The following is a 26,721-nucleotide window of genomic DNA, read 5'->3' as shown; positions in this document are numbered from 1 at the left end:
CTGGGATGGCGTGAGGCTGACAAGAACCTTGTCAGGCTACCTGTTGCGAGGAAGTGGCTGGCGTGGCCGGCGTTGCCGAGGCTGCCGGCGCACCAAAGGCCTTCAGCAATGCTGCTTCCTTTTCCTTCGCCGCCTTCAGGTTCTTTTCCTTCACGTGGCCAAATCCACGGATCTCTTCCGGAATGCCGGCGATCTGCACTGCTTTCGCCAGGTTGCCTTCAGTGAGCTTCGGCAGCAGGCTGAGGATGGTTTCCCTGTACTGCCCGATCAGCGCACGCTCCGTCTTGCGTTCCGCCGTATGACCGAAAACGTCGAACGCTCCGCCACGCAGGAATTTGAATTTCGCCAGCAGACCGAATGCCTTCAGCATCCACGGACCATACTCCTTCTTGACCAGGTGCCCGTTCGCATCACGCTTGGCGAACAGCGGCGGCGCAAGATGGAACTTGAGCTTGTAGTCGCCCTCGAACATGCCCTCGATCTTGGCCTGGAAGGCCGTATCCGCATGCAGGCGTGCGACCTCGTACTCATCCTTGTAGGCCATCAGCTTGAACAGGTAGCGCGCCACCGCTTCGGTCAGGCGCAAGGCCTTCTGGCCGGCCACTTCGCGCTCGGCAGCGCGCACCTTTTCGACGAAATCCCGGTATTGCCGCGCATAAGCGGCATCCTGGTACTTCGTGAGGAAGGCGGCGCGCGTGTCGATGACTGCGTCGAGCGAAGTCGCACGCTTGAACTCGATCACCTGCGCGGCCGTATCGTTCTGCTTCGCCAGTCGTTCGACCGCGGCCAGGTCATGTGCCGCATTGCGGCCCCAGACGAACGCCTGCTTGTTGAACTCGACCGATACCCCATTCAGTTCGATCGCCTTCATCACGGCGGCCTCGGACAGCGGTACCCAGCCCTTCTGCCACACGTAGCCGAGCATGAACATGTTGGTCGCGATGCTGTCGCCCATCAATGCGGTAGCGATCTTCGCGGCGTCGATGAAGTCGGCGTTCCCATTGCCGCAGGCGCCGCGGATATCGTTCTCCGCCACCGCACCCGGATGCTTCCAGTCGGGATTCTTCACGAAGGCGGCCGTCGGCGTGCCGGTGGAATTCACTGCTGCATGTGTGCGTCCCTCGCCCATGCGCGACAGGGCATCGCGGCTGGCGGTGACGATCACGTCGCAGCCGATGACGAGGTCGGCCGCGCCGGTGCCAACACGCGTCGAATGGATTTCATCCGGATGGTCGGCCAGCCGCACATGCGACATCACTGGCCCGCCCTTCTGCGCGAGGCCGCTCATGTCGAGCACCGAGCATCCCTTGCCTTCCGCATGGGCCGCCATCGCCAAGATCTGGCCGATAGTGATCACGCCGGTGCCGCCCACGCCGGTGACGAGGATGCCGTAGGGCTTTTCCGTGGTCGGCAGGCTCGGCATCGGCAAGTTGCTGCCCTGCAGGATGGGCAGCTTCTTCGCGCCGGCATCGTCACTGACCGTGGCCTTCTTCGGCTTGCGGAGCTGGCCGCCTTCGACCGTCACGAAGCTCGGGCAGAAGCCTTTCACGCAAGAGAAGTCCTTGTTGCAGGAGGACTGATTGATCTGGCGCTTGCGCCCGAATTCGGTCTCCAGCGGCTCGACCGAGAGGCAGTTCGACTGCACGCTGCAATCACCGCAACCTTCGCACACGGCTTCATTGATCACGACGCGCTTGGCCGGGTCCGGATACTCGTTACGCTTGCGGCGGCGACGCTTTTCGGAAGCGCAGGTCTGGTCGTAGATGATCGCCGACACGCCCTTCACTTCGCGCAATTCCTTCTGCACTGCGTCGAGCTCGTCGCGATGTCGGATCGTCACGCCCGGCGCCCAGTTCACGCCGGCCGGATACTTGCCCGGATCGTCGGTCACCACCATGATCGGATTCACGCCCTCGGCTGCGATCTGGCGCGAAATCATCGCCGGGTCGAGCGGACCGTCGAACTGTTGTCCGCCGGTCATCGCCACCGCATCGTTGTACAGGATCTTGTAGGTCATGTTGACCTTGCCTGCCACCGCTGCACGGATCGCCAGCAGGCCGGAATGGAAATAGGTGCCGTCGCCCAGGTTGGCGAACACATGCTGCTCGCTGGTGAACGGCGCATGGCCCACCCAGGTCACGCCTTCCGCGCCCATGTGCGTGAAGGTCGCCGTGCGGCGATCCATCCACAGCACCATGTAATGACAGCCGATGCCGGCCAGCGCGCGGCTGCCTTCCGGCACATTGGTCGAGGTGTTGTGCGGACAGCCGGAGCAGAAATGCGGAATGCGGTCCTTGGCCGGATCGGGCCTGGTGCTGCCGACCTTGAGCACGGACTCCTTCGCTTCCAGGTAAGCGATGCGTTCCTTCACGCGCTGTTCGATCGGATGACCGGCAAAATATTTCGAAATGCGCGTGGCAATCGCGCGCGCGATCTGCGCCGGGCTCAGTTCATACGTGGCGGGCAACAGCCAGTTGCCGTGCCCGTCGCGATGGTTGCCGCTCCATTCGCCGGTGTCGTCGAACTTGCCGACCACGCGCGGGCGCACATCGTCGCGCCAGTTGTAGAGTTCCTCCTTGAGCTGGTATTCGAGGATCTGGCGCTTCTCTTCCACCACGATGATTTCCTCGAGGCCCTGCGCAAAGGCGCGTACGCCCTCTGCTTCGAGCGGCCAGGTCATGCCGATCTTGTACAGGCGGATGCCGATGTCCTTGGCCACCGCTTCATCGATGCCGAGGTCGTACAGCGCCTGACGGGTATCGAGATACGACTTGCCGGCGGTAATGATGCCGATGCGCGCATGCGGGCTGTCCCAGATGATCTGGTTGAGCCGGTTGGCGCGGACGTAGGCGAGCGCGGCGTACCACTTGTAGTGGTTCATGCGCGCTTCCTGCTCCAGCACAGCGTCGGGATAGCGGATATTGAGCCCGCCGGGAGGCAGTTCGAAATCGGTCGGCAAGGCGATCTGCACGCGCTCCGGATCGAGCTCGACAGACGCGCCGGATTCGACGATGTCCGTCACGCATTTCATCGCCACCCATAGTCCTGTGTAACGACTGATCGCCCAGCCGTGCAGGCCATAGTCGAGGTATTCCTGCACCGAGGAGGGATACAGGACCGGAATGCCGCAAGCCTTCAGGATATGCTCACTCTGATGCGCCGCCGTGGACGATTTCGCCGCGTGATCGTCGCCGGCCAGCACCAGCACACCGCCATTCTTGTCGGTGCCTGCCATGTTGGCATGCTTGAAGACGTCGCCGCAGCGATCGACGCCGGGCCCCTTGCCGTACCACATGGCGAACACGCCATCGACCTTCGCGCCGGGGAAAAGATTGACCTGCTGCGTGCCCCACACCGCGGTCGCGGCGAGGTCTTCGTTCATCCCGGGGTGGAACTTGACCTGGTGCGCTTCGAGGTATTTCTTCGCCTTCATCGCCGTCATGTCGACATTACCGAGCGGCGATCCGCGATAGCCGGTGATGTAACCGGCGGTGTTCAGTCCCGCGCGCACGTCGCGCTGATGCTGCAGCATGGGCAAGCGAATCAGCGCCTGCGTGCCGGTGATGAAAGCGCGGCCGCGCTCCAGCGTGAACTTGTCGTCAAGGGAAATGTTTTCCAGCAGCTGACGCTGCCCGGAAGTCAGGGGTGCATTCATTGGGTCTCCTGGCCAAAAATCGTGTTCTTGGGTGCGATGGTTTCGCTGTCAAACATGCATGCCTTGTGGGCTTGCCGCTTTGTTGTTTTGACACGCGCACATTAGCATAGTGCCGTACGCCGCTCAATGCACACTGCAACACTTCAGCAGCGGCGCGAGGTGTAACAAGTGGTAAATGCCATGGTGAAATAACGGCGCGGTTCGTACAGTAAATCCGTCGGAAAAACGGGTTTCAGAGGGTAACATGCATTCAACTTTTCTGCTGATGGTAGGAGCAGCAGTGTTCGGCGCAAGCATGGCAATCGCCCAGTCTGCAACCGAACCGGTTGCTCCTCGCAAACCGCACTTCCTCGCCAGGTTCGACGCGCAGTTCCGCAACGCAGACAAGGACGGCGACGGCGCCCTGACGAGGGAAGAAGCCGAGAATGCCGGACTGCGCAATATCAGTGACAATTTCGATCGTCTCGACACCAACAAGGATGGCAAGGTCACGCCCGACGAAATCCGGGCGCTGCTGCGCAGCCGGATCTCAAGCTGAGATCCTGTTCGGCGGCATATTCACCTCGCCGGGCAACAGGCTGTTGGCCGGCAACGCTTCCTGTGTTCGCAGCCTCTCGTAGATCGGCGTGAAATCCGGCGCGGTGACGTCGAACAGATGCTGGTAATCGCGGATCACGAAATAGGTTTCCTGGAACGAATCGATCTTGTAGAGCGTGCGCATCGCACGTTCCGCATCGAGCGCGATACGGCGCGGTTTCGGGCTGGTCAGGCAATACGCGATCTCGCCGCCGGAGGACATGATCCCGGCACCGTAGGCACGCAAGCCTTGCGGACTCTGGATCAGTCCGAACTCCACCGTGTACCAGTACAGGCGCGCCAGATACTTCAGCGCATCCAGCCGCAGTGCTTTCAGCCCACCCTTCCCGAATTGCTGCAGATGATCCGCAAACACCGGATTGAACAGCAGCGGCACATGTCCGAAAAAATCGTGGAAGATGTCGGGCTCGACGATGTAGTCGAACTCATGCGGCTCACGCAGCCACACCGTCACGGGGAAGCGCCGCTCGGCGAGATGCTCGAAGAAGGTCAGGTCGGGAATCAGCCCCGGCACCGCAACGAGCTCCCAGCCGGTCGCCCTGCGCAGCGCTTCATTGGTGCGCCCGAGGCGAGGGATGGCGTCGGCGGCATCGAGCCTCGACAGGCTTTCGATGAAGAGTTCGCAGGCGCGCCCCGGCAACAGCCTTGCCTGGCGCTGGTACAGCTTGCGCCACAGGGCGTGCTGTTCGCTCGTGTAGCTTGCGCAATCCTGCATGACCACATAGCGCGCATCGCACTTGCTGTAATCGCCGCGTAGCGTGCCGCCGTCGGATTTTTCTTCCAGCGTCTTGAAGAAGTCTGCCTGGTCGACCATGGTGTCCATGATCTTGCTCCTCAAGCGGAAACACCAGCCGGCTTCAGGACACCGCGCCGGATCTGATCCAGTTCAATGGATTCGAACAGGGCGCGGAAATTACCCTCGCCAAATCCCTGGTCGCCCTTGCGCTGGATGATCTCGAAGAAGATCGGTCCGATCACAGTCTGCGTGAAGATCTGCAGCAGAAGTTCACGCTGGCTGGCATTGCTGTTGCCGTCGAGCAGAATGCGCAGGCGGCGCAGGTCTTCGAGGCGTTCGCCGTGCCCGGGGAGGCGCTTGTCGACCAGGTCGTAATAGGTGTCGATGGTGTCCTGAAAGGCGACATGGTTTTCCTTCATCGATTCGACGGTTGCATAGATGTCGCCCGTGCCCAAGGCAACGTGCTGGATACCTTCGCCATGATAGAGGTCGAGATATTCGGCGATCTGGGACTTGTCGTCCGATGATTCGTTGATCGGGATGCGGATCTTGCCGCAGGGCGAAGTCATGGCCTTGGACTTCAGTCCGGTCAGCTTGCCTTCAATGTCGAAATAGCGGATCTCGCGGAAGCTGAACAGCCGTTCATAGAACTCGGCCCATTCCTTCATGCGCCCGCGATGCACGTTATGCGTCAGATGGTCGATGTAAGTCAGGCCGTTTCCTTTCGGATACGCCTCGGCGCCGGGAATGGCAACGAAGTCGACGTCGTAGATGCTGATGTCACCGATCGATCCTACGCCGCCTTCCTTGCCGCGCCAGCGATCGACGAAATAGATGAGTGAATCGCCTATGCCCTTGATCGCCGGAATGTTCAACTCCATCGGGCCGGTCTTGTTATCGAATCCCCATGCGCCCAGTTCCAGCGCGCGCTGGTAGGCGAAAGCCGCGTCCTTCACACGGAAGGCGATGGCGCAGATCGACGGCCCGTGCTGCCGCGCAAAACGTTGCGCAAACGAATCCTTTTCCGCATTGATGATGAAGTTGATGTAGCCTTGGCGGTACAGCGTCACGTCCTTGTGGCGATGGCGAGCAATGGCGGTGAATCCCATCTGCTCGAACAGCGCGCCGAGCGCTTTGGGATCGGGGGCGGCATATTCGATGAATTCGAAGCCGTCGGTGCCCATGGGGTTGTCCCAAGGTTGGAATTCCATACCTGTCTCCTCGTCTGCTTTTGGCAAATGTCTGTTTCAAGTATAGGCAAGCAGTCGCGGCATAAAATTTTAAAATGTGCGCATGATTTCAAAAAGTTGGCAATAATATTGCCAATAATTTTTTGAAATTGGTGATCCATGTCAAGAATAAACCTGGACAAGACGGACCTGAAGATTCTTTCTATCCTGCAGTCCAACGGGCGACTGACGAACCAGGAAGTGGCGGACCGCGTCAACCTGTCACCCTCGCCCTGCCTGCGGCGCATCAAGAACCTCGAAGAGTCCGGCGTGATCCGTCAGTACGTCGCGCTGCTCGATCCCGACAAGATCGGCCTCGGCCTGCTTGCCTACGTGAACGTGCGCCTGGCAAAGCACAGCGACTCGCCGGGCGCCGGCATCCATTCACCGCGCGCGAACTTTGCCGCTTCCGTCGACAACTGGCCGGAAGTCGTCGCCTGCTATGCGATGACGGGAGAAATGGATTACCTGCTGCGCGTGCATGTGGAAGACATGGAACACTTCTCGCGCTTCATGATGGAAACCCTGCTCAAGCATCCGGCGGTACTGGATGTGAAATCCAGCTTCGCGTTGCAAAAGATCAAGGATACGACGGCGTTGCCGCTGGTGTAGGCGCAAAGAAAATCAGTCTCCACGGAAAACACGAAAAGCACGAAAATAAAAGCCTCGAAGCTGCCACGTCGCGTGGCATCGAAGACTAGCGTGAAACGCAATTTTTGTGCTTTTTGTATATTTCTGACCTAAATAAGCCGCCCGTCAATCATGCCCTCGGAATCCTTCTGAAGAGCGACAACAGACACAAGAATTTTTCCGTGCCTTCGGTGTTTTCCGTGGACAAAAAAATCACCCCTTCTTCATCCCCGGCAGTTTCTTCAACAGTTTGGCGGCGGCCTTGGCGTTAGCCTTGATGGTGTAGTCGAATGAGGCGAACTGCTCTTCCATGGCTTCGGCGAGCATGGTGCCGGGGTTTGCAGGCGTGAGCTTGAGGTAGGCGTCCGCTTCGCCGTAGTCACGGTGAATTTCCATGCCGGCCTTGGCCGCGATGTGGATCATCGTCTGATTTGACGAGAGACAGTGCATGTAGAGCGTGTCGACATCCTCGTTGCGGCAATGGATGGCGGCGCGCTCAAACAGCCTTGAGCCGATGCCCTGGCCGCGCGCCGTGGCGGACACGGAGACGCCGAATTCCGCGATGCGTGCTTTCGACGTCGCTTCACTCAGCGTCGGCAACGCTTCGCGCGGCGCGAAGGCGATGTGGCCGACACCCACCAGCCGAAGATTGTCGTCGTAGACACCGAATATCGTATCGCGCGAGAAGTCGAGCATCTGCACGTAGCGCGTCACCAGTTCATCCGGCAGCACGGTGCCAAAACGCAGCAGGCGGTCGCTGTCGTCCAGTGCGAGGAAGTGCATCAGCAAACGGCGGCGGTCGCGTTCGGAGAGCTCCTTGACCCGGATCGTCGGCTTTTCCGAACCGTGCTGATCGTCGGTCTTCGGCGTGGTGGCTGTCAGTCCAGCCAGATCGGTCGTTTTCATCTTGCAGCCCTGTCAATTACCAGATTTGTGCAGCGCACAATACCATTCTAAGCGAAACCGGAAAACGGTGGCGGAAGCAGCTTTATTAAAGCGATGGGCTTGACTCAAATCAATGTAGGATATGAATCAGGCAGCCTTGCCTGTTACGTAAAACCCACAACTGCAGGGTCGATTGCCGGAACTCGGCAATGGACGACTGCGAGCTTTGAAAAAGGATCTCATGATGACTGCTGTTCTGCGTAATTGGATGGCCTCGCTGTTGTTTATCGGCACAGTCGGCACAGTGGCCACGGCAGCGGCAGAAACCGGCGTGACCGACAATAGCATCCTCATCGGACAGACCGTCGGACTGACCGGCACAGTGGCCGGGCCGGTGAAAGAATTGAATGAAGGCGCAACGGCGTACTTCAATCTCGTCAACAAACAGGGCGGCGTGCATGGCCGGAAGATCGAGATGCACATGCTGGACGACAAGTTCGATCCCAAGCTCACATTGGCCAATGCGGAAACCCTGATCAAGAAAGACCATGTGTTCCTTCTGTTCGGAGGACGCGGTACGCCGCATACGCAAGGCATCCTGCCGCTGCTGGAGGCCAACAATGTCCCGCTGGTGGCGCCGAGCACCGGCGCATCGGCCTTCCACGATCCGGTGAATCACCTGCTGTTCAATATCCGTGCGAAGTACCAGGACGAAGTGATCAGGGCCGTGGAGCATTTCGCCACCATCGGCGTGAAGTCGATCAGCATCCTGCATGTGGATGATGCGTTCGGCGAAGACGGATTGACAGGCTTCAAGAAGGGGATGGCGGCGCGCAAGCTGACGCCGGTGGCAATCACGAAGTTTGCCCGCGTGAACCCGGACTACAACGCTACCGCAGCGGAAGTCATCAAGCCCAACCCTGGCGCGCTGATCATCGTTAGCTCCGCAAAGAACACGGTGGAGGTGATCAAGGCCATCCGCGCACAAGGCGGGCACATGCTCATCATGACCATGTCGAACAATTCCTCGGAAGCGTTCGTGAAAGACCTCGGCGCGGCCGGCTACGGGGTGATCGTTTCGCAGATCACACCCGCGCCCAACCTGCTCACGACGCCGCTCGGACAGGAATTCCTCACGGCCTCGAAGGCCTCGAAGATCACCGTGTCCTATGCGGCAATGGAAGGCTTCGTCAATGCCAAGGTGCTGGTCGAAGGCCTGCGGCGCGCCGGGCGCAACCTCACGCGGGAAGGATTCATCCATGCGATGGAATCCATGCAGCGCGTGGATTTCGGCGGACTGATGGTGAGCTACGGCCCGCATGACCACACTGGCAGCGAATTCGTCGAGCTGACGATGATCGGGAAGAATGGCAAGTTCGTGCGCTAATGCGCCGTCATCAGCCGGATGGATTCAACTCATCGGCTGACGAGATGAAGACGTGAACATGCCCATTGCCCGGCGTTGGCTAGGCAATGGGCAACAGCAATGGACATGCGCCGCCCAGATGCCGGGCAGCGTCTTGCTCCGCCCTTCCCAGCGCTGCTGCGCATTCTCGATGAAGTTTCGCGCAAGTTGCTCAGCGGGGACCGGCTTGCTCAGATAAACGCCTTGCAGGATGTCACAGGACCGCTCGCGCAGAAGGGCAAGCTGCGCTTCGGTCTCCACACCTTCCGCCACCACTTCAAGCCGCAGGCTGTGCGCCAGCGCGATGATGCTGGTGACGATCGAGGCATCGTCCGAATCGCCCGGCACGTCGCGCACGAAAGAACGGTCGATCTTGATGATGTCGACCGGGAAGCGCTTCAGATAGGCCAGCGAGGAATAGCCGGTGCCGAAATTGTCAATCGACAGGCGCACGCCGAGGCTACGCAGCCGGTGCAAGGCCTCCAGCGTATCCTGCGCATGCTCCATCAAGGTGCTCTCGGTGATCTCGAGTTCCAGCAGGTGCGGCGGCAGTCCGGTATCGGACAGCGCGCGCTCCACGATCTCGGCGAAATTCTTCTGCAGCAGCTGATTGACCGACACGTTGACTGCGACCCACATGGTCGCGACGCCTGCCGCTCTGCATCTGGACGTAAAACGCTCAACCAGGCAATGGGATATCAAATGAAACATTTCCCGGCGCCAGGGTCGGCTCTCGCGCATCACGATTGAGAAGATTGGTCACCGTTGCGCGCGCATCCCACGGTCCAGCCGCTTGAGCTCACACAGCATCCGTGCGTGACTTGCCTAATCAATGACCTTGCTCACCGCCTGCACGCGCGCGGCATGGATCGCCTGCGGAATATTTGTCGGTTGCCCGGCATGGCGGGCGGCGATTTCGCCAGCGTTCACGGAGCGCGCAGCCGCCAGCGCGGATTGCAGGTGCGCCAATTGCGGGAATGGCCTGTCGGCGAATCCCGCGCGTCCGCGGAAGTCGCATTCGGACGCATGCAGCATGTCGATGAAGCGCTCCGGCTTGCGGAAACCGTCGCAGCGCTCCAGCAGGCTCACAATGGTATTGGCGCGCAGCTCCAGCGCGCGGCCGACATTGCCGTGCTCGCGCGCCGTCATCACCGCGAGGTCGCGGCAATCATTGGGGATCTTCAGCCGCTTGCACACCTGCTCGACGAGGCGCACGCTGCGCGCTTCGTGGCCATGGTGCTTCGGCCATTCCTCTTTTGGCGTAGCGCCCTTGCCCAGGTCATGCATCAATGCGGCGCAACGGATCGGCAGGCTGTGCTGCCGCTGCGCCGCATAGTCGACCACCATCATCACATGCACGCCGGTATCGATTTCCGGATGATGCTGTTCCGGCTGCGGCACGCCCCACAGGGCGTCCAGCTCGGGCAGGATCCGCGCCAATGCGCCGCATGCGCGCAGCACCTCGAACATGCGCGACGGCTTCGACTCCATCAGGCCGCGCGCCAATTCCTGCCAGACGCGCTCCGGCACCAGCGCATCGACCTCGCCGGCTTCCACCATCCTGCGCATGAGGTCGTTGGTCTCGGGCGCGACCGTAAAATCGGTGAAGCGCGCCGCAAAGCGCGCCACACGCAGGATGCGCACCGGGTCTTCCGCGAAGGCATCCGATACGTGCCGAAAAATGCGAGCCTGCAGATCCTTCTGCCCGCCGAACGGATCGATGATGACGCCGTCCTCGCCCTGCGCCATCGCGTTGATCGTCAGGTCGCGGCGGACCAGGTCCTGCTCCAGCGTCACGTCAGGCTCGGCATGGAACACGAAGCCCTTGTAGCCAGGCGCGGTCTTGCGCTCGGTGCGCGCCAGCGCATATTCCTCATGCGTTTCGGGATGCAGGAATACCGGAAAATCCTTCCCGACCGGCGTGAATCCGCACGCGATCATCTCATCTGGCGTCGCACCGACCACCACATGGTCATGGTCCTGCACCGGCAGGCCGAGCAAGACATCGCGCACGGCGCCCCCGACCACGTAGGTTTTCATGGTGCCATCCATCAATCCGGGTAGACGTCGTACTTGCCCAGACTTTCCTCTTCCGCGAGCGCCTCGCGCATCCACTGCGCCACGGCGGGATGGGCGATGACGCGGTCGACATAGGCCTGCACCGCCGGCGCCATCCACACGCCATAAGTGCGGAAACGCATCACGACGGGAGCGTAATAGGCATCGGCAATCGAGAAATCGCCGAACAGGAACTGATGCCGACCAGAGCGCGTCAGGCATTCCTCCCAGATCTCGCACACGCGGGCGATGTCCGACTGTGCCGCCGGCGTCCGGCCCTTGCCGGGGAAGCTTGCCTTGATGTTCATCCACATCGCCGTGCGCAGGCCCGTGAAGCCGGCATGCATTTCGGCACAGATCGAGCGCGCCGTGGCGCGTGCCGCTACGTCATGCGGCCACAAGCCCTTGTCCGGAAACTGTTCGGCGAGATACTCGCAGATCGCCAGGGAATCCCACACCGTCGTCTCCCCGTCGATCAGTACCGGGACGCGTCCCGCGGCGGAATACTGCGCAATGCGCGCCGAGGTATCCGGCCGGTCGAGGCCGACCCGGATTTCCTCAAAAGGAATGCCGAACGCTGTCATCGCCACCCAGGGGCGCATCGACCAGGACGAGTAATTCTTGTTGCCGATGACGAGCTTGAGGCCGGATTTCTTCGCGGCGTCGAGGGTCTGGGAGAGGGTCGGATCGAGTTCTGTGCTTTGCATGCTTCATCCTGTCGTTTGAATGTTGTCCGCCTGGTCATCTCTCATGAACCTGCAGACCGGGAATGGATTGGCGCGGCTTCACTCCAGGCGAAGCCGGGCCGCGCCGTGCAGCGTCGCACGGAAACGTTTGAGGATAAAGCTTTTGCGTGACTTTGCCAAACCGGCAAAGTCACGCAGGTATTGCGGCAACGGAAGGGTCAGTGCGACACGTGCGTGGCGTGCACCGGGAGGTGCGGCTGCAGGCCGCGCAGGTAATAGGGCGCCACGGCTTCCAGGGGCGTGGGCTCGATGCCGAGCTCTGCCGCCATCGGTCCGTGCGCGACATTGTCGACTTTCATCGAATCAAGGTTGTCGCGCGAAATGGCCGGATCGCCCGACAGATGTTCCAGGATCCACGCCTGCAGGCGTGCCAGCGAATGCGGCATGCCCACGACCGGACGCGGATGGCCGGCATAGTTGCCGGCGATCTCCACCAGTTCGCGCAGGGTGTAGACCTTCGGCCCTGCCAGCTCATAGACCTTGCCGGCTGTGTGCTCGTCGTACAGCGCGGTGACGAACGCCTGCGCCACGTCCTCGACATACACCGGCTGGAATTTCGCATCCGGACTGGCGAGTGGCATGAAGGGCAGCAGCTTTTGCAGCGAGGCGAACATGTTGAGGAAATGGTCCTGGTCACCGAACACCACCGACGGCCGGAACACGGTCGTCTTCACGGCGGGATTGGACAATGCCGCTGCTTCGCCGTCTGCCTTGGAGCGCAGGTACATCGAGGGTGCGTTGTGGTCGGCGCCGAGCGCGCTCATGTGCAGGAAACGCTGCACACCGAGTTCGGCGCAGGCTGCGATGATCCGCTTCGGCAATTCAACATGGGCCTGTGCGAAGTCAGGCCCGTACGAACTTCCGGAATTGCCCGGCCGCCCGTGCAGAATGCCCACCAGGTTGATCACCGCATCCTGACCGCGGATCAGGTCGCGCAACTGCTTGTCGTCATGCACGTTGGCTTCGACGACCTGCTCCACGTCGGGCAGGAGGAGCAGATGCTGCGCGTGAGATTCTCGTCGTGTCGGCACCGTCACGCGGCATTCGGTTTCCGCGAGTTTGGCGACGATGTGGCTGCCGATGAAACCGGTGCCACCGAGGATCAGAACGGATTGGATTTCCATTGCCAGAGCCTTTCTTGATTAATGCGTCCGGCAATGCGCAGGCCGCACGCCCGCGCATCATCGGATGCTTGCAGAATCAGCTCCGCTCCGTCGCTGCTCGCGTCAAGGCAGATCGCTTGCAGAAAATCCCTTGGGCGCCACCATTCCCAGACGCGCCTTCAACGACTGCGGTTTGCTCTCGAACAGCGCCGCGTAATAGGTCGCGTTCGACAGCACTTTTTTCACATAATCGCGGGTCTCATTGAACGGAATCGACTCCGCAAAGATCGCTCCTTCCACCGCGCGCGTCAGCGTCGAACGCCATGCGCGCGAACGTGACGGTCCGGCGTTGTAGGCAGCCGTTGCCAGCGCCTCCGAATCATCCAGATCGTGCAACACCATGTTCAGGTAGTTCGTGCCCAGGGTGATGTTGGTATTGATGTCATTCACCTGTCCATGTGAATAATCCCCCATACCGATCTTGCGTGCAACAAAGCGCGCGGTGCCCGGCATGATCTGCATCAAGCCTGACGCACCGACTTGCGATCTCGCGGTCATGATGAAGCGCGACTCCTGCCGGATCAGGCCGTAAACCCAGGCCATGTCGAGGCCGAGCTTCTGCGTCGCGGCCACCATCACGTCACGGAACGGCGACGGGAAACGCTGCGTGAAGTCGAACTCCGTTTTCGTGCGGTCGGACGTGTTCACCATGCGGTCCAGCACATTCTTCTGCCGTGCGAACTCGGCGGCGGCGAGGTGCTGGCGTTCGTTCATCTTGCGCAGTTCCCAGTTCCATTCGCGATAGCCTTCGAAGCGCATGTTCAGGTCGAAGAACTTGAGCGCGCGGCGGAAGCCCTGGTTATCCGCCATCGGCGCGATTTCCTCCGCCGTCACCGGCTGGGCCCGCGGCGGAATGGCGATTTTCTGATCCAGCTCTTCCAGCGCGAGCTGGCCGTAGAAATTGGTCTGATTGGCGATCGACTGGAACAGCGGCTGCGCCTCTTCCTTGCTACCCTCCGCAAGCTGCGCGCGGCCCAGCCAGTAGACCCACGCGGGATCCTTGCGCAAGGAGGCCGGCATGGACTCGATGGCGGACTTGACGAGTTTCCACTCGCCCGCCCGCAGCGCGATGCGCGCCTTCCACTGATAGCCGTCGATCGACAGCGGCGCGCCCTCGGTGCGATGCCAGTACACGACCGCATCCGGCGCGAGCTTGAACGAGGTCGGCAAGGCGATCTGCGCCCAGCCCAATGCGCGTTCGCGTTCGCTCAAGCGATCCGAAGCGGCAACCAGCGCCTTGACCGCATGATCGGGATTGTTCTTCGCGCTACGCCCCAGTGCAACCAGAAACACTTCATGCGAAGGGCGTCCGTTGCCGGGGCCGTTCGCCAGCACCGCGTCAGGCTTGTCCAGCGCCTGCATCAGCAGCTTTTCACTCACTTCCGTCACCGGCGCGATGCGGCGGATCGTGCCGCCGAAACCGGATTCCGCCACCAGGCGCACCTGGGCCCAGAGATCATCCGCGGTGAACTGGTTGTTTTGCACCAGCGTGGAGATCAGCGATGCACAGGCTTCGCCATAGTTCTGCGGCGCGACCAGCAGTGCGCGCGCCTCGTCGGCGACGTTCTGCCCCTTCTCCACCTTGGACAGCAAGGCATAGCACTTCACCTGTGTGTCGTCGTTCAGCACGAACTGCGGATATTGTTCATCGAACAGCGCCCAGTTGCGCGCGCGGCCCAGTTCCAGCAGCCAGTCGTTGCGCAGCCGATCGGCGATTGCCGTACCTTCCCATCGACTCAGGAATCCGCGGATCTCCTGTTCGGGCGCGCTATTGATGCGGGGCCGCAAACGGAAGTATTCGACATAGGAAGGAATGGCATAATTGCCAAGTCGGGAAGCAAGCTCCTCCGCGCGCGCAGCGTCGCCGTTTCGCGCGGCTTCGCGTAATGCAACGAACACATCGTCATCGGTGGCATAAACGGCAACAGCCCTCTTTTTCGCCTCGGCAACGGGCACAACCAGAACCACCGAAGCTGCTGCGAGCGCAATACCGGCAATCCATTTCACGGGAAACATCTATAACGCCTTATCTGATACGGACTGACACTGACTTTACATTTGTAGGATAGCATGTGAAGTCGAGAACATCGCGATAAAACCATGCCTGACAACACTGTGCAAAAAGCCGACCTGCGGCGTGAACTGCTTGCATGCAGACAAGCAATTGATGCGGAAGTTCGCCGCAGCCGCGACCAGGTGATTGCCGGGCGGGTCATCGCGTGGTGGAAACAGGACAGGCCGTCTTGTCTGGGTATCTACATGCCGCTGCGCGCGGAACCTGACTTGCGTGACGCCTACGCTGAACTGAACGCGCTCGGCGCGAAATTCGCCCTTCCGATCGTCACCGCGAAGAATGCGCCGCTTACGTTCATCGCTTGGGCGCCGGGCGATACGCTGACGAAGGATGATTTCGGCGTGCCAGTACCCGTGTCTGGCGAGGTAGTGCGTCCGGAGGCGCTGCTGATTCCCTGCGTCGGCTTCGACGCAAACCGCTACCGCCTCGGCTATGGCGGCGGATTTTATGACCGTACGCTGGCGGAAGATCCGCGCCCGCTCGCCGTCGGCATTGCCTATGCCTGCCAGCGGACACGCTTCGAAGCAGATCCCTACGATGTGCCGATGGACAGGATGATTACGGATTGAGCAGAAAGCCAGGACGTTTGGCGAGGTAGCGCCGAACGCCCTGGACGATAGCGCAGATCAGCGCGCGGATGAGGCTTCCAGCCGGCGCCAGATCTCGGTCGTGGCAACGGCCTGATTGAGCGTGTAGAAATGCAAACCTGGCGCGCCGCCGGCAAGCAGGCGTTCACACAAGGCAGTAACCACGTCCAGCCCGAAGGCCTTGATGGAGGCGGTGTCGTCGCCAAAGCTGGCCAGCTTCAGGCGCACCCAGCGTGGAATCTCGGCGCCGCACATTTCCGAGAAACGCATCAGCTGCGAGTAATTCGTGATCGGCATGATGCCTGCAACGACGGGCACGTCGGCACCGGCCTTGCGCGCTTCTTCCACGAAACGGAAGTAGGCGTCCGCGTTGTAGAAATACTGCGTGATCGCTCCGTTTGCGCCGGCCTTCACCTTGCGCACGAAGTTCTGCACGTCGTCCTGTGGCGACTTTGCCTGCGGATGCATTTCCGGATAGGCCGCCACTTCGATGTGGAACCAGTCGCCGGTTTCGGCGCGGATGAATTCCACCAGTTCGTTTGCATGGACGAATTCGCCGGATGAATAGCCCATTGCGCCGTAACCGCTCGGCAGGTCGCCGCGCAGCGCCACCAGCCGGCGGATACCGTGCGACTTGTAGTCGTTCAGGATGGCGCGCAGGCTGTCGCGCGAGCTGCCGATGCAGGACAGGTGCGGTGCGGCCTCAAAGCCTTCACGCCGGATGTCGAGGACGGTTTCCAGCGTACCCTTTTGCGTCGAACCGCCGGCACCGAAGGTCACGGAAAAATACTTCGGCTTCAGTTCCGCCAGCTTGGTGCGGGTCGCACGCAGCTTTTCCACACCCTCGGGTGTCTTGGGCGGAAAAAACTCGATACTGAAATTGTTTTGCTTCATTTTATTTAAGTAGGAGCGAAGACAGCGCCCACGAAATCAGGCTGTACAGGATCGCGCCGCCGACCGCCGACCAGAAGCCGGCAACCTGGAATCCGCTGATGAAATTGGCGACGGCCCAGAACAGCAGGCCATTGATCACGAAGATGAACAGACCGAGCGTCAGCACCGTGACCGGCAAGGTCAGCAGCACCAGGATCGGACGGATCAGCGTGTTCACCAGCCCGAGCACGAGCGCGGCGACCAGCGCGGTGCCGAAGCTCTCGACACGGATCGACTGCATCAGGTAGGGCAATGCAAACAGCGCAGCGGCGTTGATCAGCCAGGTAATGAGTAAACGCATGGTCAGCCTCCCTTCGGTTCATCAGAGTATGCGCACACCACGAGGCGCGCGAACGCCTCGTTTCACATCCTGCCAGCCTTGCTTCGCGACGCAAAACGCCTCCACATGGGAGGCGCCGTCGGATTAGTAACGATAGTGGTCAGCCTTGTACGGGCCGTCCTTCTTCACGCCGATGTACGCGGCCTGCTCGTCGGTCAGCTCGGTGAGCTGCGCATTCAGCTTCTTCAGCTGCAGGCGCGCGACTTTTTCATCGAGGTGCTTGGGCAGCGTGTAGACACCGACCGGATAAGCACTGGTATTGGTGTACAGCTCGATCTGCGCGATCGTCTGGTTGGCGAAGGAAGAGCTCATCACGTAGGACGGATGGCCGGTGGCGCAGCCGAGGTTGACCAGGCGGCCTTCCGCCAGCAGGATGAGACGCTTGCCGTCGGGGAAAATGACATGGTCGACCTGCGGCTTGATGTTCTCCCAGGTGTACTGGCGCAGCGCAGCGACTTCGATCTCGTTGTCAAAGTGGCCGATGTTGCAGACGATGGCCTGGTCCTTCATCCGCTTCATGTGTTCGTGCGTGATCACGTGGTAATTGCCGGTGCAGGTGACGAAGATGTCGCCATGCTCCGCGGCGTACTCCATGGTCACCACGCGATAGCCTTCCATCGCCGCCTGCAAGGCGCAGATCGGATCGATTTCCGTCACCCACACTTGTGCCGACAAGGCACGCAGGGCTTGCGCCGAGCCTTTGCCCACGTCGCCATAGCCGGCGACGATGGCGACCTTGCCGGCGATCATCACGTCGGTGGCACGCTTGATGCCGTCGACCAGCGATTCGCGGCAGCCGTACAGGTTGTCGAACTTGGATTTGGTGACGGAGTCGTTGACGTTGATCGCCGGGAAGGCCAGCTTGCCTTCCTTGTGCATCTGGTAGAGGCGATGCACGCCGGTCGTGGTTTCCTCGGTTACGCCCTTGATCTGTGCGAGGCGCTTCGAGTACCACGTCGGGTCGGTCGACAGCTTCTTCCGGATCGCATTGAACAGGCAGGTCGCCTCATCGGAATCCGGATTGGCCAGCACGCTGATGTCCTTTTCAGCGCGCGCGCCGAGATGCAGCAGCAGGGTCGCGTCGCCGCCGTCGTCGAGGATCATGTTGGAATAACCGCCGTCCGGCCATTCGAAGATGCGATGCGTGAAATCCCAGTACTCGTCGAGCGATTCGCCCTTGAAGGCGAAGACCGGCGTGCCATTGGCAGCGATCGCGGCGGCGGCGTGGTCTTGCGTGGAGTAGATGTTGCAGGAGGCCCAGCGCACTTGCGCGCCCAGTGCTTCCAGCGTCTGGATCAGCACGGCGGTCTGGATGGTCATGTGCAGCGAACCGGTGATGCGCGCGCCCTTGAGCGGCTGCAAGGCAGAAAATTCCTCGCGGATGGCCATCAGGCCGGGCATTTCGGTTTCGGCAATCTTGATCTCTTTGCGGCCCCAATCGGCCAGGCTGAGATCGGCGACAAAGAAGTCCTGGGAAGTTTGAGAGATAACGGCGCTCATCACGCCCTCCTTTCCTTGAAAAAATAGAAAAAAGTAACGTGAGCGCCGTTGCGTACATCATCCAAGCCTGACACGGTCATGGGAAAACCGTGCTGCAACGCTCCTTGGAACGGGTAATTATATCTTAATGCGCCGCCAGCGCGGCAGTTGCGGCAGTCCGCTGGACTGATAACGCGGCCGTCTTTTTCGATTGCGGCGACACGCTGCGCCCGATCCAGACGAGCATGTCCTGCCAGATACGCTGCACTTCGGCCTGTGGCGGCATGGCCAGGGCATTCGGCAGTTCGATCGTGATCACCGGCACGTTCTTGTGCAGGCCGCCGTAGTTGCCGAGCGAGCCCGGATAGACGCCCACTCGACTGAAATACAGCCGGCCGAACCGGTGCGGAGCCTTGGCCGGGCCATCCATGTCCAGCACGCCGAACGGCGCATGCACCGAAATGATCACGTCCGGGCGAAAACGCTCCATTTCGTCGTTCAGCCAGCGGGTTTCCGGTTCGGACAAGGGCGACTGGCCGGGGAAACGGCGAGGGTCGCTGCCGGTCACCTTGGCCCAGTAGCGCTGCGCATCCTTTTCCCAGCCGGGTGTTGGAAAATTACGATTGAGATCAACGCCATTGGCATTGACCCGCTGGGGTTTGCGAGCCAGCAAACCGTCCGGATTGACGACCGGAGCGATATGCCAGCTGAACTCCTGGGCGGGTTGTGACTGCATCCACTGCGTCCACTGGAACACGATGGCCGACGCGGTCAGTTCGTCGCCATGAATCCCGCCGAGAAGCAGGACGCGAACCGGCTCGCCATGCTTGCCCTTTCTGGCAGCGGGAATCGAACGCATCAGGATGGGAATTCCATTGCGCGAATGCGCGCCGGTCGGGATCAGAGCGCTGCGCTGGCAGGCAGCGAGGGAGACGCCTGGCAGGCGCGGCGTCAGCAGCTTGCACCAGTCAGCCGGTTTCGCCGGACTGACGCTCGGTGTATTCGCAAGTGCGGAAAAGCTGATTGCCGCTGCGAGGAACGCTGTGGCGTGGCGTAGAAACTTCGTCATCAAAAACCTTATTGAAAGAGCCACGGCGTTCCGGGCCCTTCTACACCCCCGCCGCAGCGCGCAGTGCAGCCGCCTTGTCGGTACGCTCCCAGCTGAATTCCGGCTCCTCACGGCCGAAATGACCGTAAGCCGCCGTCTTCGCATAAATCGGGCGCAACAGGTCAAGCATCTGTACGATACCTTTCGGACGCAAATCAAACAACTCCTTGACCAGTTCCGCCAGTTGTTCGTCGCTGACCTTGCCGGTGCCGAAGGTGGTGACCATGACCGAAGTCGGCTTGGCGATGCCAATCGCATAAGACACCTGGATCTGGCAGCGCTTGGCCAGGCCGGCGGCGACGATGTTCTTGGCGACGTAACGGCCGGCATAGGCTGCCGAACGATCGACCTTGGAAGGATCCTTGCCGGAGAACGCGCCGCCACCGTGCGGTGCTGCGCCGCCGTAGGTATCGACGATGATCTTGCGGCCGGTCAGGCCGCAGTCGCCCTGCGGGCCGCCGATGACGAAGCGTCCGGTCGGATTCACCAGGTAGCGGGTATTCTTCAGCCACTCCTGCGGCACGACCGGCTTGATGATTTCTTCAATCGCCGCTTCCTCGATCTGCTTGTGTGTCATTTCCGGGCTGTGCTGGGTCGACAGCACCACGGTATCGATGGCAACCGGCACGCCGTCCACATACTTCAGCGTGACCTGCGATTTCGCATCCGGGCGCAGCCAGGGCAGGCGGCCGTCCTTGCGCAGTTGCGACTGGCGCTCGACGATGCGATGCGAATAATAGATGGCGGCCGGCATCAGTTCCGGCGTCTCGTCGCACGCATAGCCGAACATCAGGCCCTGGTCGCCGGCGCCCTGGTCGAGGTCGAGGCCACGGCCTTCATCCACCCCTTGTGCGATGTCCGGAGATTGCTTGTCGTAACAGACCATGACCGCGCAGCTCTTGTAGTCGATGCCGAAGTCGGCATTGTCGTAACCGATGCGTTTGAGGGTGTCGCGCGCGACGCCGATGTAGTCGACGTTCGCATTTGCGGTGATCTCGCCGGCGAGCACAACCAGGCCGGTATTGCACAGGGTTTCGGCGGCGACGCGCGCTTTCGGATCTTGCGTAAGGATGGCGTCGAGGATCGCGTCGGAAATCTGGTCGGCGACTTTGTCCGGATGGCCTTCGGAAACGGATTCCGAGGTAAAGAGGTATTCGTTTGACATCGCAGGCTCCTTTGAAAATTATTGTTGACCGTGTCGCGGCCAATCCATGAGCCTGCGACGCTTTAGCGATATTTGTAGACCGCCTCGCAAGTTGTCTGTTAACTCGGCGGATAATCGTGTTGTATCTCTGGGATACCGCACGTTGTGTTATTTTACGCGTCTGGAAAAAAATCGCCAAATTTCTCATCGCTTTTTGATGCTCGTCACTCTTTTCCGCCTGCTGTCAGTCCTGCCATTGTCAGCATTGCATGCTCTTGGGTCGGCGCTGGGCTGGCTGGTCTACCTCGCCGCCCCTTCCTATCGCCGCCGGCTCAAAGACAACATGACCCGTGCGGGTTTTGGCAACCATTTATCGTCGGCAATTTGCGAGGCGGGGAAAAACATCCTCGAGCTGCCATTCATCTGGTGCGCGCCGCAGGACCGCGTTCTCAAGTCCGTCCGGATCGAGAACTGGCAACTGGTACAGGATGCCATCGATGCCAAGCTCGGCATCGTGTTCCTCACGCCGCATCTCGGATGCTTTGAAATCACCGCGCAGTATGTGGCGACAAAAACACCCCTGACGGTCATGTATCGCCCGCCGCGCAAGAGCGCATTGAAGCCGCTGATCGAGGGCGCGCGCGCCCGCGGCGATCTGCGACTGGCACCGGCGACGCTGTCCGGCGTGCGCACCCTGCTGAAGGTCCTGCGCGCGGGCGGGCCGATCGGCGTGCTGCCCGACCAGGTGCCGCAGAATGGCGAAGGCGTGTGGGCCGATTTCTTCGGCAAACCTGCCTATACCATGACCCTGCCGGCCAAGATGCACCAGCTGTCCGGCGCGCCCATCCTCCTGACCTACGCCGAACGCCTGCCGCACGGCGCGGGTTTCCTGATACGTTTCATCCCGTTCGAAGAACCGATGGGCGAAACACCCGAACAACAGGCGCGTGCCATCAACACCGCCATGGAAAAACTGATTGCGCGCTGCCCTGCCCAGTACTTCTGGAGCTATAACCGCTACAAGGTGCCGGAAGGCGTCGCCGCGCCGCCCGTCCCTACAGGAAGCAAATGAGATTCGTTCTTGGATTCATGTGGCTGCTGCATTGGCTGCCATTGCCGCTACTCGGCCGACTCGGTGAGGCCGTCGGATCGCTGCTGTTCGCGCTTGTCTCCTCCCGGCGCAAGATCGCGCTGACCAACCTGCGCCTGTGCCTGCCGCATCTTTCCGAAGCAGAGCGGGCGCGGATCGCAAAAAAGCATTTCCAGGCCTATGCCCGCAGCGTGCTCGAGCGTTCCGTGCTGTGGTGGGCGTCGGAGGCGCGGCTGAAACGCCTCATCCGCGTCGAGCCCGAGATGCCGCTGGCAGCCATGCACGCCGGCCCGACCATCCTGCTCTGCCCACATTTCGTTTGCCTCGACGTGGCCGGCGTGTCGATCGCAATGGAAACATCGGCGTGCTCGATCTATACGAAGCAGCAAAACAAGGCGTTCGACGAAGCGCTGCGCAAGGGACGCTCGCGTTTTCGTCCGGTCAAGATCTTCTCGCGCGGCGAAGGCGTCAAGCCGATCATCCGCGCCATGCGTGAGGGGCTGCCGTTCTTCATGCTGCCCGATATGGATTTCGGCGCGAAGGACGCGGAATTCGTGCCCTTTTTCGGCGTACCGGCCGCCACGCTGACGGCGCCGGCACGGCTTGCCGCTGCCACCAGCGCCAAGGTCATTCCCGTCATTGCAACCTTTCTGCCGAACTACAAGGGCTGGAAGATCCGGTTCTATCCGGCCTGGGAAGATTTCCCCGGCAAAGACATTGGCGCCGCGACGCGCCGCGTGAACGCCTTCATTGAAGAGCGCGTCCTCGAAAACCCCGAAGAATATTTCTGGGCGCACAAACGATTCAAGACCAGGCCAGAAGGCGAACCGGGCTTTTATGGTTGAACCGATATAATTTCCGCATGAAACTCAAATTCACCAAAATGCACGGTGCCGGCAATGATTTCGTCGTCATCGATGCCATCAATCAGCACATCGACTTCACGCCGGCGCAATGGAAGCTGCTTGCCGACCGCCGCTTCGGCGTGGGCGCGGACCAGATGCTGGTGGTGGAGAAACCGCGCACGGCCGGCGTGGATTTCCGCTATCGCATCTATAACGCGGACGGCGGCGAAGTCGAGCAATGCGGCAACGGTGCGCGCGCCTTCGTCAAGTTCGTCACGGACAAGGGCCTGACCAGCAAGCGCGCGATCCGGGTCGAGACCATGGCAGGCGTGATCGAACCGACGCTGGAAGCGGATGGCCGTATTACCGTCGACATGGGCGCTCCCGTACTCGAACCGGAACGCGTGCCCTTCGACGCGACCGGCGTGCAAGGCTGGCGCGAAGGCGAGGACACCCTTTGGCCGCTGGACATCAACGGGAACACCATCTGGGTTTCGGTCGTCTCGATGGGCAATCCGCACGCGGTACAGGTGGTCGACGATGCCGACGGCGCGCCGGTGGAGCGCGACGGCCCCGTGATCGAGCATCATCCGCGCTTTCCGAAGCGGGTCAATGCGGGCTTCATGCAGATCATCGATCGTCGGCAGATCAAGTTGCGGGTCTTCGAACGCGGCGCCGGCGAAACGCTCGCCTGCGGCACCGGTGCCTGCGCGGCTGTCGTCGCCGGCATTCGCCGCGGCCTGCTCGATTCCCCGGTCAAGGTAACGACGCGCGGCGGCGAACTTTCGATTGCCTGGGCCGGCAATGGCTCACCGGTAATGATGACCGGTCCGGCCGTCAGCGTATTCGAGGGCGAAATCGAGATTTGATGCGAGATTTGATGCGAGATCTGACGCACGGTCTGATGTCCGGCCGTCGGGCATAAACACCAATACGGCACCAACGCGGCATGGCGCTGCCGCTCCCCCTGCTTTCGGTCTTGGGTAGATGGCCGCAGTCAGCGGTGTTCAAGCATCTTCAAGCGATAGAGACGCTGCCGGTAATTTCCCTCCGGTCCGTCAGGGCCGCTGGCGACATGCTCGAATATCGCGACGAGCCGATCCAGCGCCCGGCGGTCGCCGGCATTCCGAACCTGGATCAGCCTGCGCTTGCTGTGCGGATGCTGGGCGCGGATATCCACCACGAGGCAATGTCCATGGTCTGCGGTTTTCGGGTCGATCAGCAGCGCCTCCGTGCGCGACAGTCCGAATAGCGCGGCCAGTTCAATACGTGCGGCAAGCTGCGGATACAGGTCGGACATCTCGCGCGTAAGGCTGCCCAGGAGGGTCTGAGCCCATGGCTCGGGTTCCGGGCGGGTTGCGATCCTGTCGATCAGTGGCTGCGCTTCCGCGATGCCTTGCGACTGAGCCTTCTGCAACCATGCCAAAGCCTGCACATCGTTCAAGCCATCCTCGCGCCGATGACGCCACAACTGGAGCCCCAACTCCATCTGCGCCGCGCCGCATCCCGCCTGAGCGGCCCGTTCCAGGTAGCGTCGTGCATCCGTCAGGTTGCGCTGCGAGCATTCCGGTTTGAGAAAAATCCGCGAAAGCGCGAACCAGGCATCGGCCTCGCCCTGCTGGCCAGCCGCTTGCAGCCAACGGATTGCCTTCTTGTAATTCGCCGGCCCGGGAATGGCGTCCATGCGCTTGCCGCTCACATCCATGCGGGCCATCCAGAGCCCCAGCGAACGTTGCGCGCCGCTGTCGCCGGCCTGTGAGGCGAACTCCAGGAAACGCGGAATGTCGGCCCTGAACGCACCGGAATCGAATAGCGCCTGGGCACAGCGCGTCACGATGCTGATGTCGTTCCTGGATGCGAGCGTCGCCGCGTCGGCACGATCGACAACACGCTCGGCAAGCGGATGCGCCCAGCGCAGAAACTCGTCGCGATTTCCGCTTGCCCACGCGTGTTCGGCCAGCGCATATTGCGCGTCGACCACGCCGCTATTGGCCGCACGCACCGCCCATTCGCGCATGGCCTTGTCATCGGCTGCACGATGCGTGTCATCCTCGGGCCTCGCCTGATCCATGGCAACCCCATCGCCATGGCCGATCGATTGCGCAAGCAGCCACTGCGCCTCGGCGATCCCGGCCTGCGCCGCCGCATGCAATGCGCGCATCGCCTTTTCGCGCATCGCCTCACTGACCGCTCCATCAACTTGCCCCAGCACCAGCTTGGCGAGCACCAGGCCGGCTTGTGCCACCCCGGCATCAAAGGCCCGTTCGTACCAGACGTAGAGCTTGGACGGATGCGTTGCCTGCCGGACAGTCTCGTAGGGAACGTGGCGCCCGATCAGGAGCCATGCATCCTGCTCATCTTGCTGCGCGGCACGATCCAGCCAGTAGAGCGCCGTCGCGAGGCTCTTGGGCAGCCCCGAACCGCCGAAAAGGTAACGCTTTCCCAACTTCAACTGTGCCGCCGCCTGACCGGCGCGCGCGGCGCGGATAATCAATAATTCCTCGCGATTCGCCATGTGACATTGTCAATTTTGAAACTACCCTTACCCAGTATTCCGTAGAAAAGGCAGTTAACGGCTGAGGCAGGTCAAACCCCGATAGCCAAAACACAAAATAGATGTTCTTCTCGATAATTGATGTAAATTGAAAGAAATTGCCTGAAGATAATTGAATTTCCAGCGAAAAACGTAACAAAAAAACCACAATCAACCACGGCTTTTCCCGTTTTGGTCAAGCAGTTGCAAGCTCTGTAACCACTCTGTCCACTTTGCTTGGACTAGCACTTACTGTTGGCTTATCCGGTTCATGCGGATATTCAGCAAACTTTTTAAAAAGGACAGAGCAAAATGAAAAAGTCACTCATCGTACTTGCTGTACTTGGCGCCATTGCGAGCGCCGCTTCCGCTCAGACGTCCACCACCATTTACGGTATCGTCGATGCCGGCATTGTGAACGAGCGTGGTGGCCCGGCGGGAAACGTGACGAAATTGACCAGTGGCGTGCAGAACGGTTCGCGGCTGGGATTCAAAGGCAATGAAGACCTGGGCGGCGGGTTGTCCGCGAAGTTCGTGCTGGAGGCGGGCTTCAATGTTGACTCGGGGACGTCCGGCCAGGGCGGAGTCCTGTTCGGACGCCAGGCGTATGTCGGCGTGGGCAGCCATTGGGGGAACCTGCTGTTCGGCCGCCAATACACGCCTTTGCACACCGCCCTCGATCAGGTGGACCCGTTCGGCACCGGTCTCGCCGGCAATATCGAAAACCTGTTCCCAGGCGGACCGGCAGGTGGCCCCGCCGGTAGTCCGAGCGGCATTCGCATGAACAACGCGATCAAGTACACCTCGCCCGACTGGAGCGGATTCAACGGCGAGCTCGCTTACGGATTCGGTGAAGTTCCTGGCAATAACAAGGCAAATCGCCAGTGGGGCGCGGCAATCGGCTATGCCAACGGCCCGGCAGTCATCAAACTGGTCCACCAGCGCTCGGAAGACCCGACCGGAGCCGACAACCAGCGCAATTCGATGATCGGCGGCAAATGGGACTTCGGTGTTGCGGCGGTCCATGCAGCGTTCCAGAAGGATCGCGGTTTCGGCGCTGCCGACAATCGCGAGTACATGATCGGCGCCAGCGCACCGATCGGCCCGGGCAAGGTTCTCGCGTCCTACATCCGCCGCGATGACAGGTCGGCCCTGAACCGCGACGCGCGTCAGTGGGCGCTCGGCTACACGCATGCGGTTTCCAAGCGTACCAATCTGTACACCTCGTACGCGCGGATCACGAACGACAACGGCGCCGCGTTCACAGTTGGCAACGCGACCGAGGCCGGTACCGGCGACAAGGCATTCAACATCGGCATTCGCCACTTGTTCTGAGTAGAAGCGCCGTCCGCGGCATGCCGCGGACGGCTTGCCGACGACTCATCGCAGGGCCGCCCATGCGGCCCTGTTTTTTTGCAGTATTTGCAGCGCATCAATATTGGCGACGCACGCGGAAGGTTGTCGGTTAAAATCACGGCTGATTG

At 61.0% G+C, this 26,721-nt stretch carries 23 protein-coding genes and 1 riboswitch; of the genes, 8 read left to right on the top strand and 15 right to left on the bottom strand.

Translation table 11 applies throughout. From position 1 onward, the window contains the following. Positions 1-31: 31 nt before the first annotated feature. A complete protein-coding gene (locus VJ698_RS17520) occupies positions 32-3,655 on the bottom strand; it encodes an indolepyruvate ferredoxin oxidoreductase family protein (RefSeq protein WP_324104078.1) in 3,624 nt (1,207 codons plus the stop codon). A gap of 244 nt (positions 3,656-3,899) precedes the next feature. Here VJ698_RS17520 and VJ698_RS17515 point away from each other — a divergent pair, with 244 nt between their 5' ends. Then, on the top strand, positions 3,900-4,193 hold the full coding sequence (locus tag VJ698_RS17515) for a hypothetical protein (protein ID WP_324104077.1): 294 nt from the start codon (positions 3,900-3,902) through the stop codon (positions 4,191-4,193). Here the strand turns inward: VJ698_RS17515 and phhA are convergent. Both phhA and hppD read right to left on the bottom strand, forming a co-directional pair. Next, complete coding sequence (phhA, locus tag VJ698_RS17510) at positions 4,185-5,075, bottom strand: phenylalanine 4-monooxygenase (RefSeq protein WP_324104076.1); 891 nt, start codon at positions 5,073-5,075, stop codon at positions 4,185-4,187. The genes VJ698_RS17515 and phhA overlap by 9 nt on opposite strands. Positions 5,076-5,086: 11 nt before the next feature. After that, positions 5,087-6,199: a 4-hydroxyphenylpyruvate dioxygenase gene (hppD, locus tag VJ698_RS17505; RefSeq protein WP_324104075.1), complete on the bottom strand. Its 1,113-nt coding sequence runs from the start codon at positions 6,197-6,199 to the stop codon at positions 5,087-5,089. A gap of 138 nt (positions 6,200-6,337) precedes the next feature. Between hppD and VJ698_RS17500 the strand changes: the two genes are divergently transcribed. Continuing rightward, the gene (locus VJ698_RS17500; protein WP_324104074.1) at positions 6,338-6,829 is read left to right on the top strand and encodes an Lrp/AsnC family transcriptional regulator; all 492 of its coding nucleotides are present in this window, start codon (positions 6,338-6,340) and stop codon (positions 6,827-6,829) included. A gap of 231 nt (positions 6,830-7,060) precedes the next feature. On the opposite strand, the gene VJ698_RS17495 is transcribed toward VJ698_RS17500, so the two are convergent. Further along, on the bottom strand, positions 7,061-7,753 hold the full coding sequence (locus tag VJ698_RS17495; RefSeq protein WP_324104073.1) for a GNAT family N-acetyltransferase: 693 nt from the start codon (positions 7,751-7,753) through the stop codon (positions 7,061-7,063). Positions 7,754-7,973: 220 nt separating this feature from the next. Between VJ698_RS17495 and VJ698_RS17490 the strand changes: the two genes are divergently transcribed. Next, positions 7,974-9,119: an ABC transporter substrate-binding protein gene (locus VJ698_RS17490; RefSeq protein ID WP_324104072.1), complete on the top strand. Its 1,146-nt coding sequence runs from the start codon at positions 7,974-7,976 to the stop codon at positions 9,117-9,119. Between the two features lie 24 nt (positions 9,120-9,143). Here VJ698_RS17490 and VJ698_RS17485 read toward each other — a convergent pair whose 3' ends face one another. The 5 genes from VJ698_RS17485 to VJ698_RS17465 all read right to left on the bottom strand — a co-directional run bounded on the left by VJ698_RS17485 (position 9,144) and on the right by VJ698_RS17465 (position 15,120). Beyond that, positions 9,144-9,848 (bottom strand): EAL domain-containing protein, encoded by a 705-nt coding sequence (locus VJ698_RS17485; protein WP_324104071.1) that lies wholly within the window; start codon positions 9,846-9,848, stop codon positions 9,144-9,146. A 114-nt stretch (positions 9,849-9,962) separates the two neighbouring features. After that, complete coding sequence (locus VJ698_RS17480) at positions 9,963-11,177, bottom strand: multifunctional CCA addition/repair protein (protein ID WP_324104070.1); 1,215 nt, start codon at positions 11,175-11,177, stop codon at positions 9,963-9,965. Positions 11,178-11,188: 11 nt separating this feature from the next. After that, the gene (locus VJ698_RS17475; RefSeq protein ID WP_324104069.1) at positions 11,189-11,902 is read right to left on the bottom strand and encodes a glutathione S-transferase family protein; all 714 of its coding nucleotides are present in this window, start codon (positions 11,900-11,902) and stop codon (positions 11,189-11,191) included. Positions 11,903-12,099: 197 nt separating this feature from the next. Further along, positions 12,100-13,065, bottom strand: coding sequence for a complex I NDUFA9 subunit family protein (locus VJ698_RS17470; protein ID WP_324104068.1), 966 nt, complete (start codon positions 13,063-13,065; stop codon positions 12,100-12,102). Between the two features lie 102 nt (positions 13,066-13,167). Then, positions 13,168-15,120, bottom strand: a complete 1,953-nt coding sequence (locus tag VJ698_RS17465) for a lytic transglycosylase domain-containing protein (protein WP_324104067.1) — start codon at positions 15,118-15,120, stop codon at positions 13,168-13,170. Between the two features lie 84 nt (positions 15,121-15,204). Between VJ698_RS17465 and VJ698_RS17460 the strand changes: the two genes are divergently transcribed. After that, positions 15,205-15,747 carry a 5-formyltetrahydrofolate cyclo-ligase gene (locus tag VJ698_RS17460; protein WP_324104066.1) on the top strand — a complete coding sequence of 181 codons (543 nt, stop codon included), beginning with the start codon at positions 15,205-15,207 and terminating at the stop codon, positions 15,745-15,747. Between the two features lie 57 nt (positions 15,748-15,804). Here VJ698_RS17460 and metF read toward each other — a convergent pair whose 3' ends face one another. The 5 genes from metF to metK all read right to left on the bottom strand — a co-directional run bounded on the left by metF (position 15,805) and on the right by metK (position 20,790). Continuing rightward, a complete protein-coding gene (gene metF, locus VJ698_RS17455) occupies positions 15,805-16,659 on the bottom strand; it encodes a methylenetetrahydrofolate reductase [NAD(P)H] (protein ID WP_324104065.1) in 855 nt (284 codons plus the stop codon). Position 16,660: 1 nt separating this feature from the next. Beyond that, positions 16,661-16,999, bottom strand: coding sequence for a phage holin family protein (locus VJ698_RS17450; protein WP_324104064.1), 339 nt, complete (start codon positions 16,997-16,999; stop codon positions 16,661-16,663). Between the two features lie 123 nt (positions 17,000-17,122). Continuing rightward, entirely contained in the window at positions 17,123-18,538 is a 1,416-nt protein-coding gene (ahcY, locus tag VJ698_RS17445) for an adenosylhomocysteinase (protein ID WP_324104063.1), read from the bottom strand. Between the two features lie 33 nt (positions 18,539-18,571). Beyond that, a riboswitch (S-adenosyl-L-homocysteine riboswitch) is annotated at positions 18,572-18,650 on the bottom strand. A 12-nt stretch (positions 18,651-18,662) separates the two neighbouring features. Beyond that, positions 18,663-19,586 carry a M14 family zinc carboxypeptidase gene (locus VJ698_RS17440; protein WP_324104062.1) on the bottom strand — a complete coding sequence of 308 codons (924 nt, stop codon included), beginning with the start codon at positions 19,584-19,586 and terminating at the stop codon, positions 18,663-18,665. A gap of 40 nt (positions 19,587-19,626) precedes the next feature. Then, positions 19,627-20,790 carry a methionine adenosyltransferase gene (gene metK / locus VJ698_RS17435; protein ID WP_324104061.1) on the bottom strand — a complete coding sequence of 388 codons (1,164 nt, stop codon included), beginning with the start codon at positions 20,788-20,790 and terminating at the stop codon, positions 19,627-19,629. A 196-nt stretch (positions 20,791-20,986) separates the two neighbouring features. Here metK and VJ698_RS17430 point away from each other — a divergent pair, with 196 nt between their 5' ends. Genes VJ698_RS17430 through dapF form a run of 3 tightly spaced genes read left to right on the top strand, consistent with a single transcriptional unit; the run spans position 20,987 to position 23,573 of the window. Beyond that, the gene (locus VJ698_RS17430; protein WP_324104103.1) at positions 20,987-21,841 is read left to right on the top strand and encodes a lysophospholipid acyltransferase family protein; all 855 of its coding nucleotides are present in this window, start codon (positions 20,987-20,989) and stop codon (positions 21,839-21,841) included. Beyond that, positions 21,838-22,704, top strand: a complete 867-nt coding sequence (locus VJ698_RS17425) for a lipid A biosynthesis acyltransferase (protein ID WP_324104060.1) — start codon at positions 21,838-21,840, stop codon at positions 22,702-22,704. Before VJ698_RS17430 ends, VJ698_RS17425 begins: the two co-directional genes overlap by 4 nt. A 17-nt stretch (positions 22,705-22,721) precedes the next feature. After that, entirely contained in the window at positions 22,722-23,573 is an 852-nt protein-coding gene (dapF, locus tag VJ698_RS17420; protein WP_324104059.1) for a diaminopimelate epimerase, read from the top strand. Positions 23,574-23,701: 128 nt separating this feature from the next. Here the strand turns inward: dapF and VJ698_RS17415 are convergent, their stop codons facing one another. Continuing rightward, a complete protein-coding gene (locus VJ698_RS17415) occupies positions 23,702-25,219 on the bottom strand; it encodes a hypothetical protein (protein ID WP_324104058.1) in 1,518 nt (505 codons plus the stop codon). A gap of 330 nt (positions 25,220-25,549) precedes the next feature. Between VJ698_RS17415 and VJ698_RS17410 the strand changes: the two genes are divergently transcribed. Continuing rightward, positions 25,550-26,572, top strand: coding sequence for a porin (locus VJ698_RS17410; protein ID WP_324104057.1), 1,023 nt, complete (start codon positions 25,550-25,552; stop codon positions 26,570-26,572). Positions 26,573-26,721: the final 149 nt, after the last annotated feature.

This window comes from Noviherbaspirillum sp. (genome assembly GCF_035254685.1).
Classification (GTDB): Bacteria; Pseudomonadota; Gammaproteobacteria; order Burkholderiales; family Burkholderiaceae_D; genus Noviherbaspirillum.
The sequence above is the reverse complement of the archived record's forward strand: the minus strand, read 5'-3'. Positions and strand labels throughout refer to the sequence as shown.

Excerpts from the sequence above, each read along its gene's own strand:
- VJ698_RS17520 (WP_324104078.1), bottom strand. The coding sequence starts at position 3,655 with ATGAATGCACCCCTGACTTCCGGGCAGCGTCAGCTGCTGGAAAACATT.
- VJ698_RS17515 (WP_324104077.1), top strand. The coding sequence starts at position 3,900 with ATGCATTCAACTTTTCTGCTGATGGTAGGAGCAGCAGTGTTCGGCGCA.
- phhA (WP_324104076.1), bottom strand. The coding sequence starts at position 5,075 with ATGGACACCATGGTCGACCAGGCAGACTTCTTCAAGACGCTGGAAGAA.
- hppD (WP_324104075.1), bottom strand. The coding sequence starts at position 6,199 with ATGGAATTCCAACCTTGGGACAACCCCATGGGCACCGACGGCTTCGAA.
- VJ698_RS17500 (WP_324104074.1), top strand. The coding sequence starts at position 6,338 with ATGTCAAGAATAAACCTGGACAAGACGGACCTGAAGATTCTTTCTATC.
- VJ698_RS17495 (WP_324104073.1), bottom strand. The coding sequence starts at position 7,753 with ATGAAAACGACCGATCTGGCTGGACTGACAGCCACCACGCCGAAGACC.
- VJ698_RS17490 (WP_324104072.1), top strand. The coding sequence starts at position 7,974 with ATGATGACTGCTGTTCTGCGTAATTGGATGGCCTCGCTGTTGTTTATC.
- VJ698_RS17485 (WP_324104071.1), bottom strand. The coding sequence starts at position 9,848 with ATGTTTCATTTGATATCCCATTGCCTGGTTGAGCGTTTTACGTCCAGA.
- VJ698_RS17480 (WP_324104070.1), bottom strand. The coding sequence starts at position 11,177 with ATGAAAACCTACGTGGTCGGGGGCGCCGTGCGCGATGTCTTGCTCGGC.
- VJ698_RS17475 (WP_324104069.1), bottom strand. The coding sequence starts at position 11,902 with ATGCAAAGCACAGAACTCGATCCGACCCTCTCCCAGACCCTCGACGCC.
- VJ698_RS17470 (WP_324104068.1), bottom strand. The coding sequence starts at position 13,065 with ATGGAAATCCAATCCGTTCTGATCCTCGGTGGCACCGGTTTCATCGGC.
- VJ698_RS17465 (WP_324104067.1), bottom strand. The coding sequence starts at position 15,120 with ATGTTTCCCGTGAAATGGATTGCCGGTATTGCGCTCGCAGCAGCTTCG.
- VJ698_RS17460 (WP_324104066.1), top strand. The coding sequence starts at position 15,205 with ATGCCTGACAACACTGTGCAAAAAGCCGACCTGCGGCGTGAACTGCTT.
- metF (WP_324104065.1), bottom strand. The coding sequence starts at position 16,659 with ATGAAGCAAAACAATTTCAGTATCGAGTTTTTTCCGCCCAAGACACCC.
- VJ698_RS17450 (WP_324104064.1), bottom strand. The coding sequence starts at position 16,999 with ATGCGTTTACTCATTACCTGGCTGATCAACGCCGCTGCGCTGTTTGCA.
- ahcY (WP_324104063.1), bottom strand. The coding sequence starts at position 18,538 with ATGAGCGCCGTTATCTCTCAAACTTCCCAGGACTTCTTTGTCGCCGAT.
- VJ698_RS17440 (WP_324104062.1), bottom strand. The coding sequence starts at position 19,586 with ATGACGAAGTTTCTACGCCACGCCACAGCGTTCCTCGCAGCGGCAATC.
- metK (WP_324104061.1), bottom strand. The coding sequence starts at position 20,790 with ATGTCAAACGAATACCTCTTTACCTCGGAATCCGTTTCCGAAGGCCAT.
- VJ698_RS17430 (WP_324104103.1), top strand. The coding sequence starts at position 20,987 with ATGCTCGTCACTCTTTTCCGCCTGCTGTCAGTCCTGCCATTGTCAGCA.
- VJ698_RS17425 (WP_324104060.1), top strand. The coding sequence starts at position 21,838 with ATGAGATTCGTTCTTGGATTCATGTGGCTGCTGCATTGGCTGCCATTG.
- dapF (WP_324104059.1), top strand. The coding sequence starts at position 22,722 with ATGAAACTCAAATTCACCAAAATGCACGGTGCCGGCAATGATTTCGTC.
- VJ698_RS17415 (WP_324104058.1), bottom strand. The coding sequence starts at position 25,219 with ATGGCGAATCGCGAGGAATTATTGATTATCCGCGCCGCGCGCGCCGGT.
- VJ698_RS17410 (WP_324104057.1), top strand. The coding sequence starts at position 25,550 with ATGAAAAAGTCACTCATCGTACTTGCTGTACTTGGCGCCATTGCGAGC.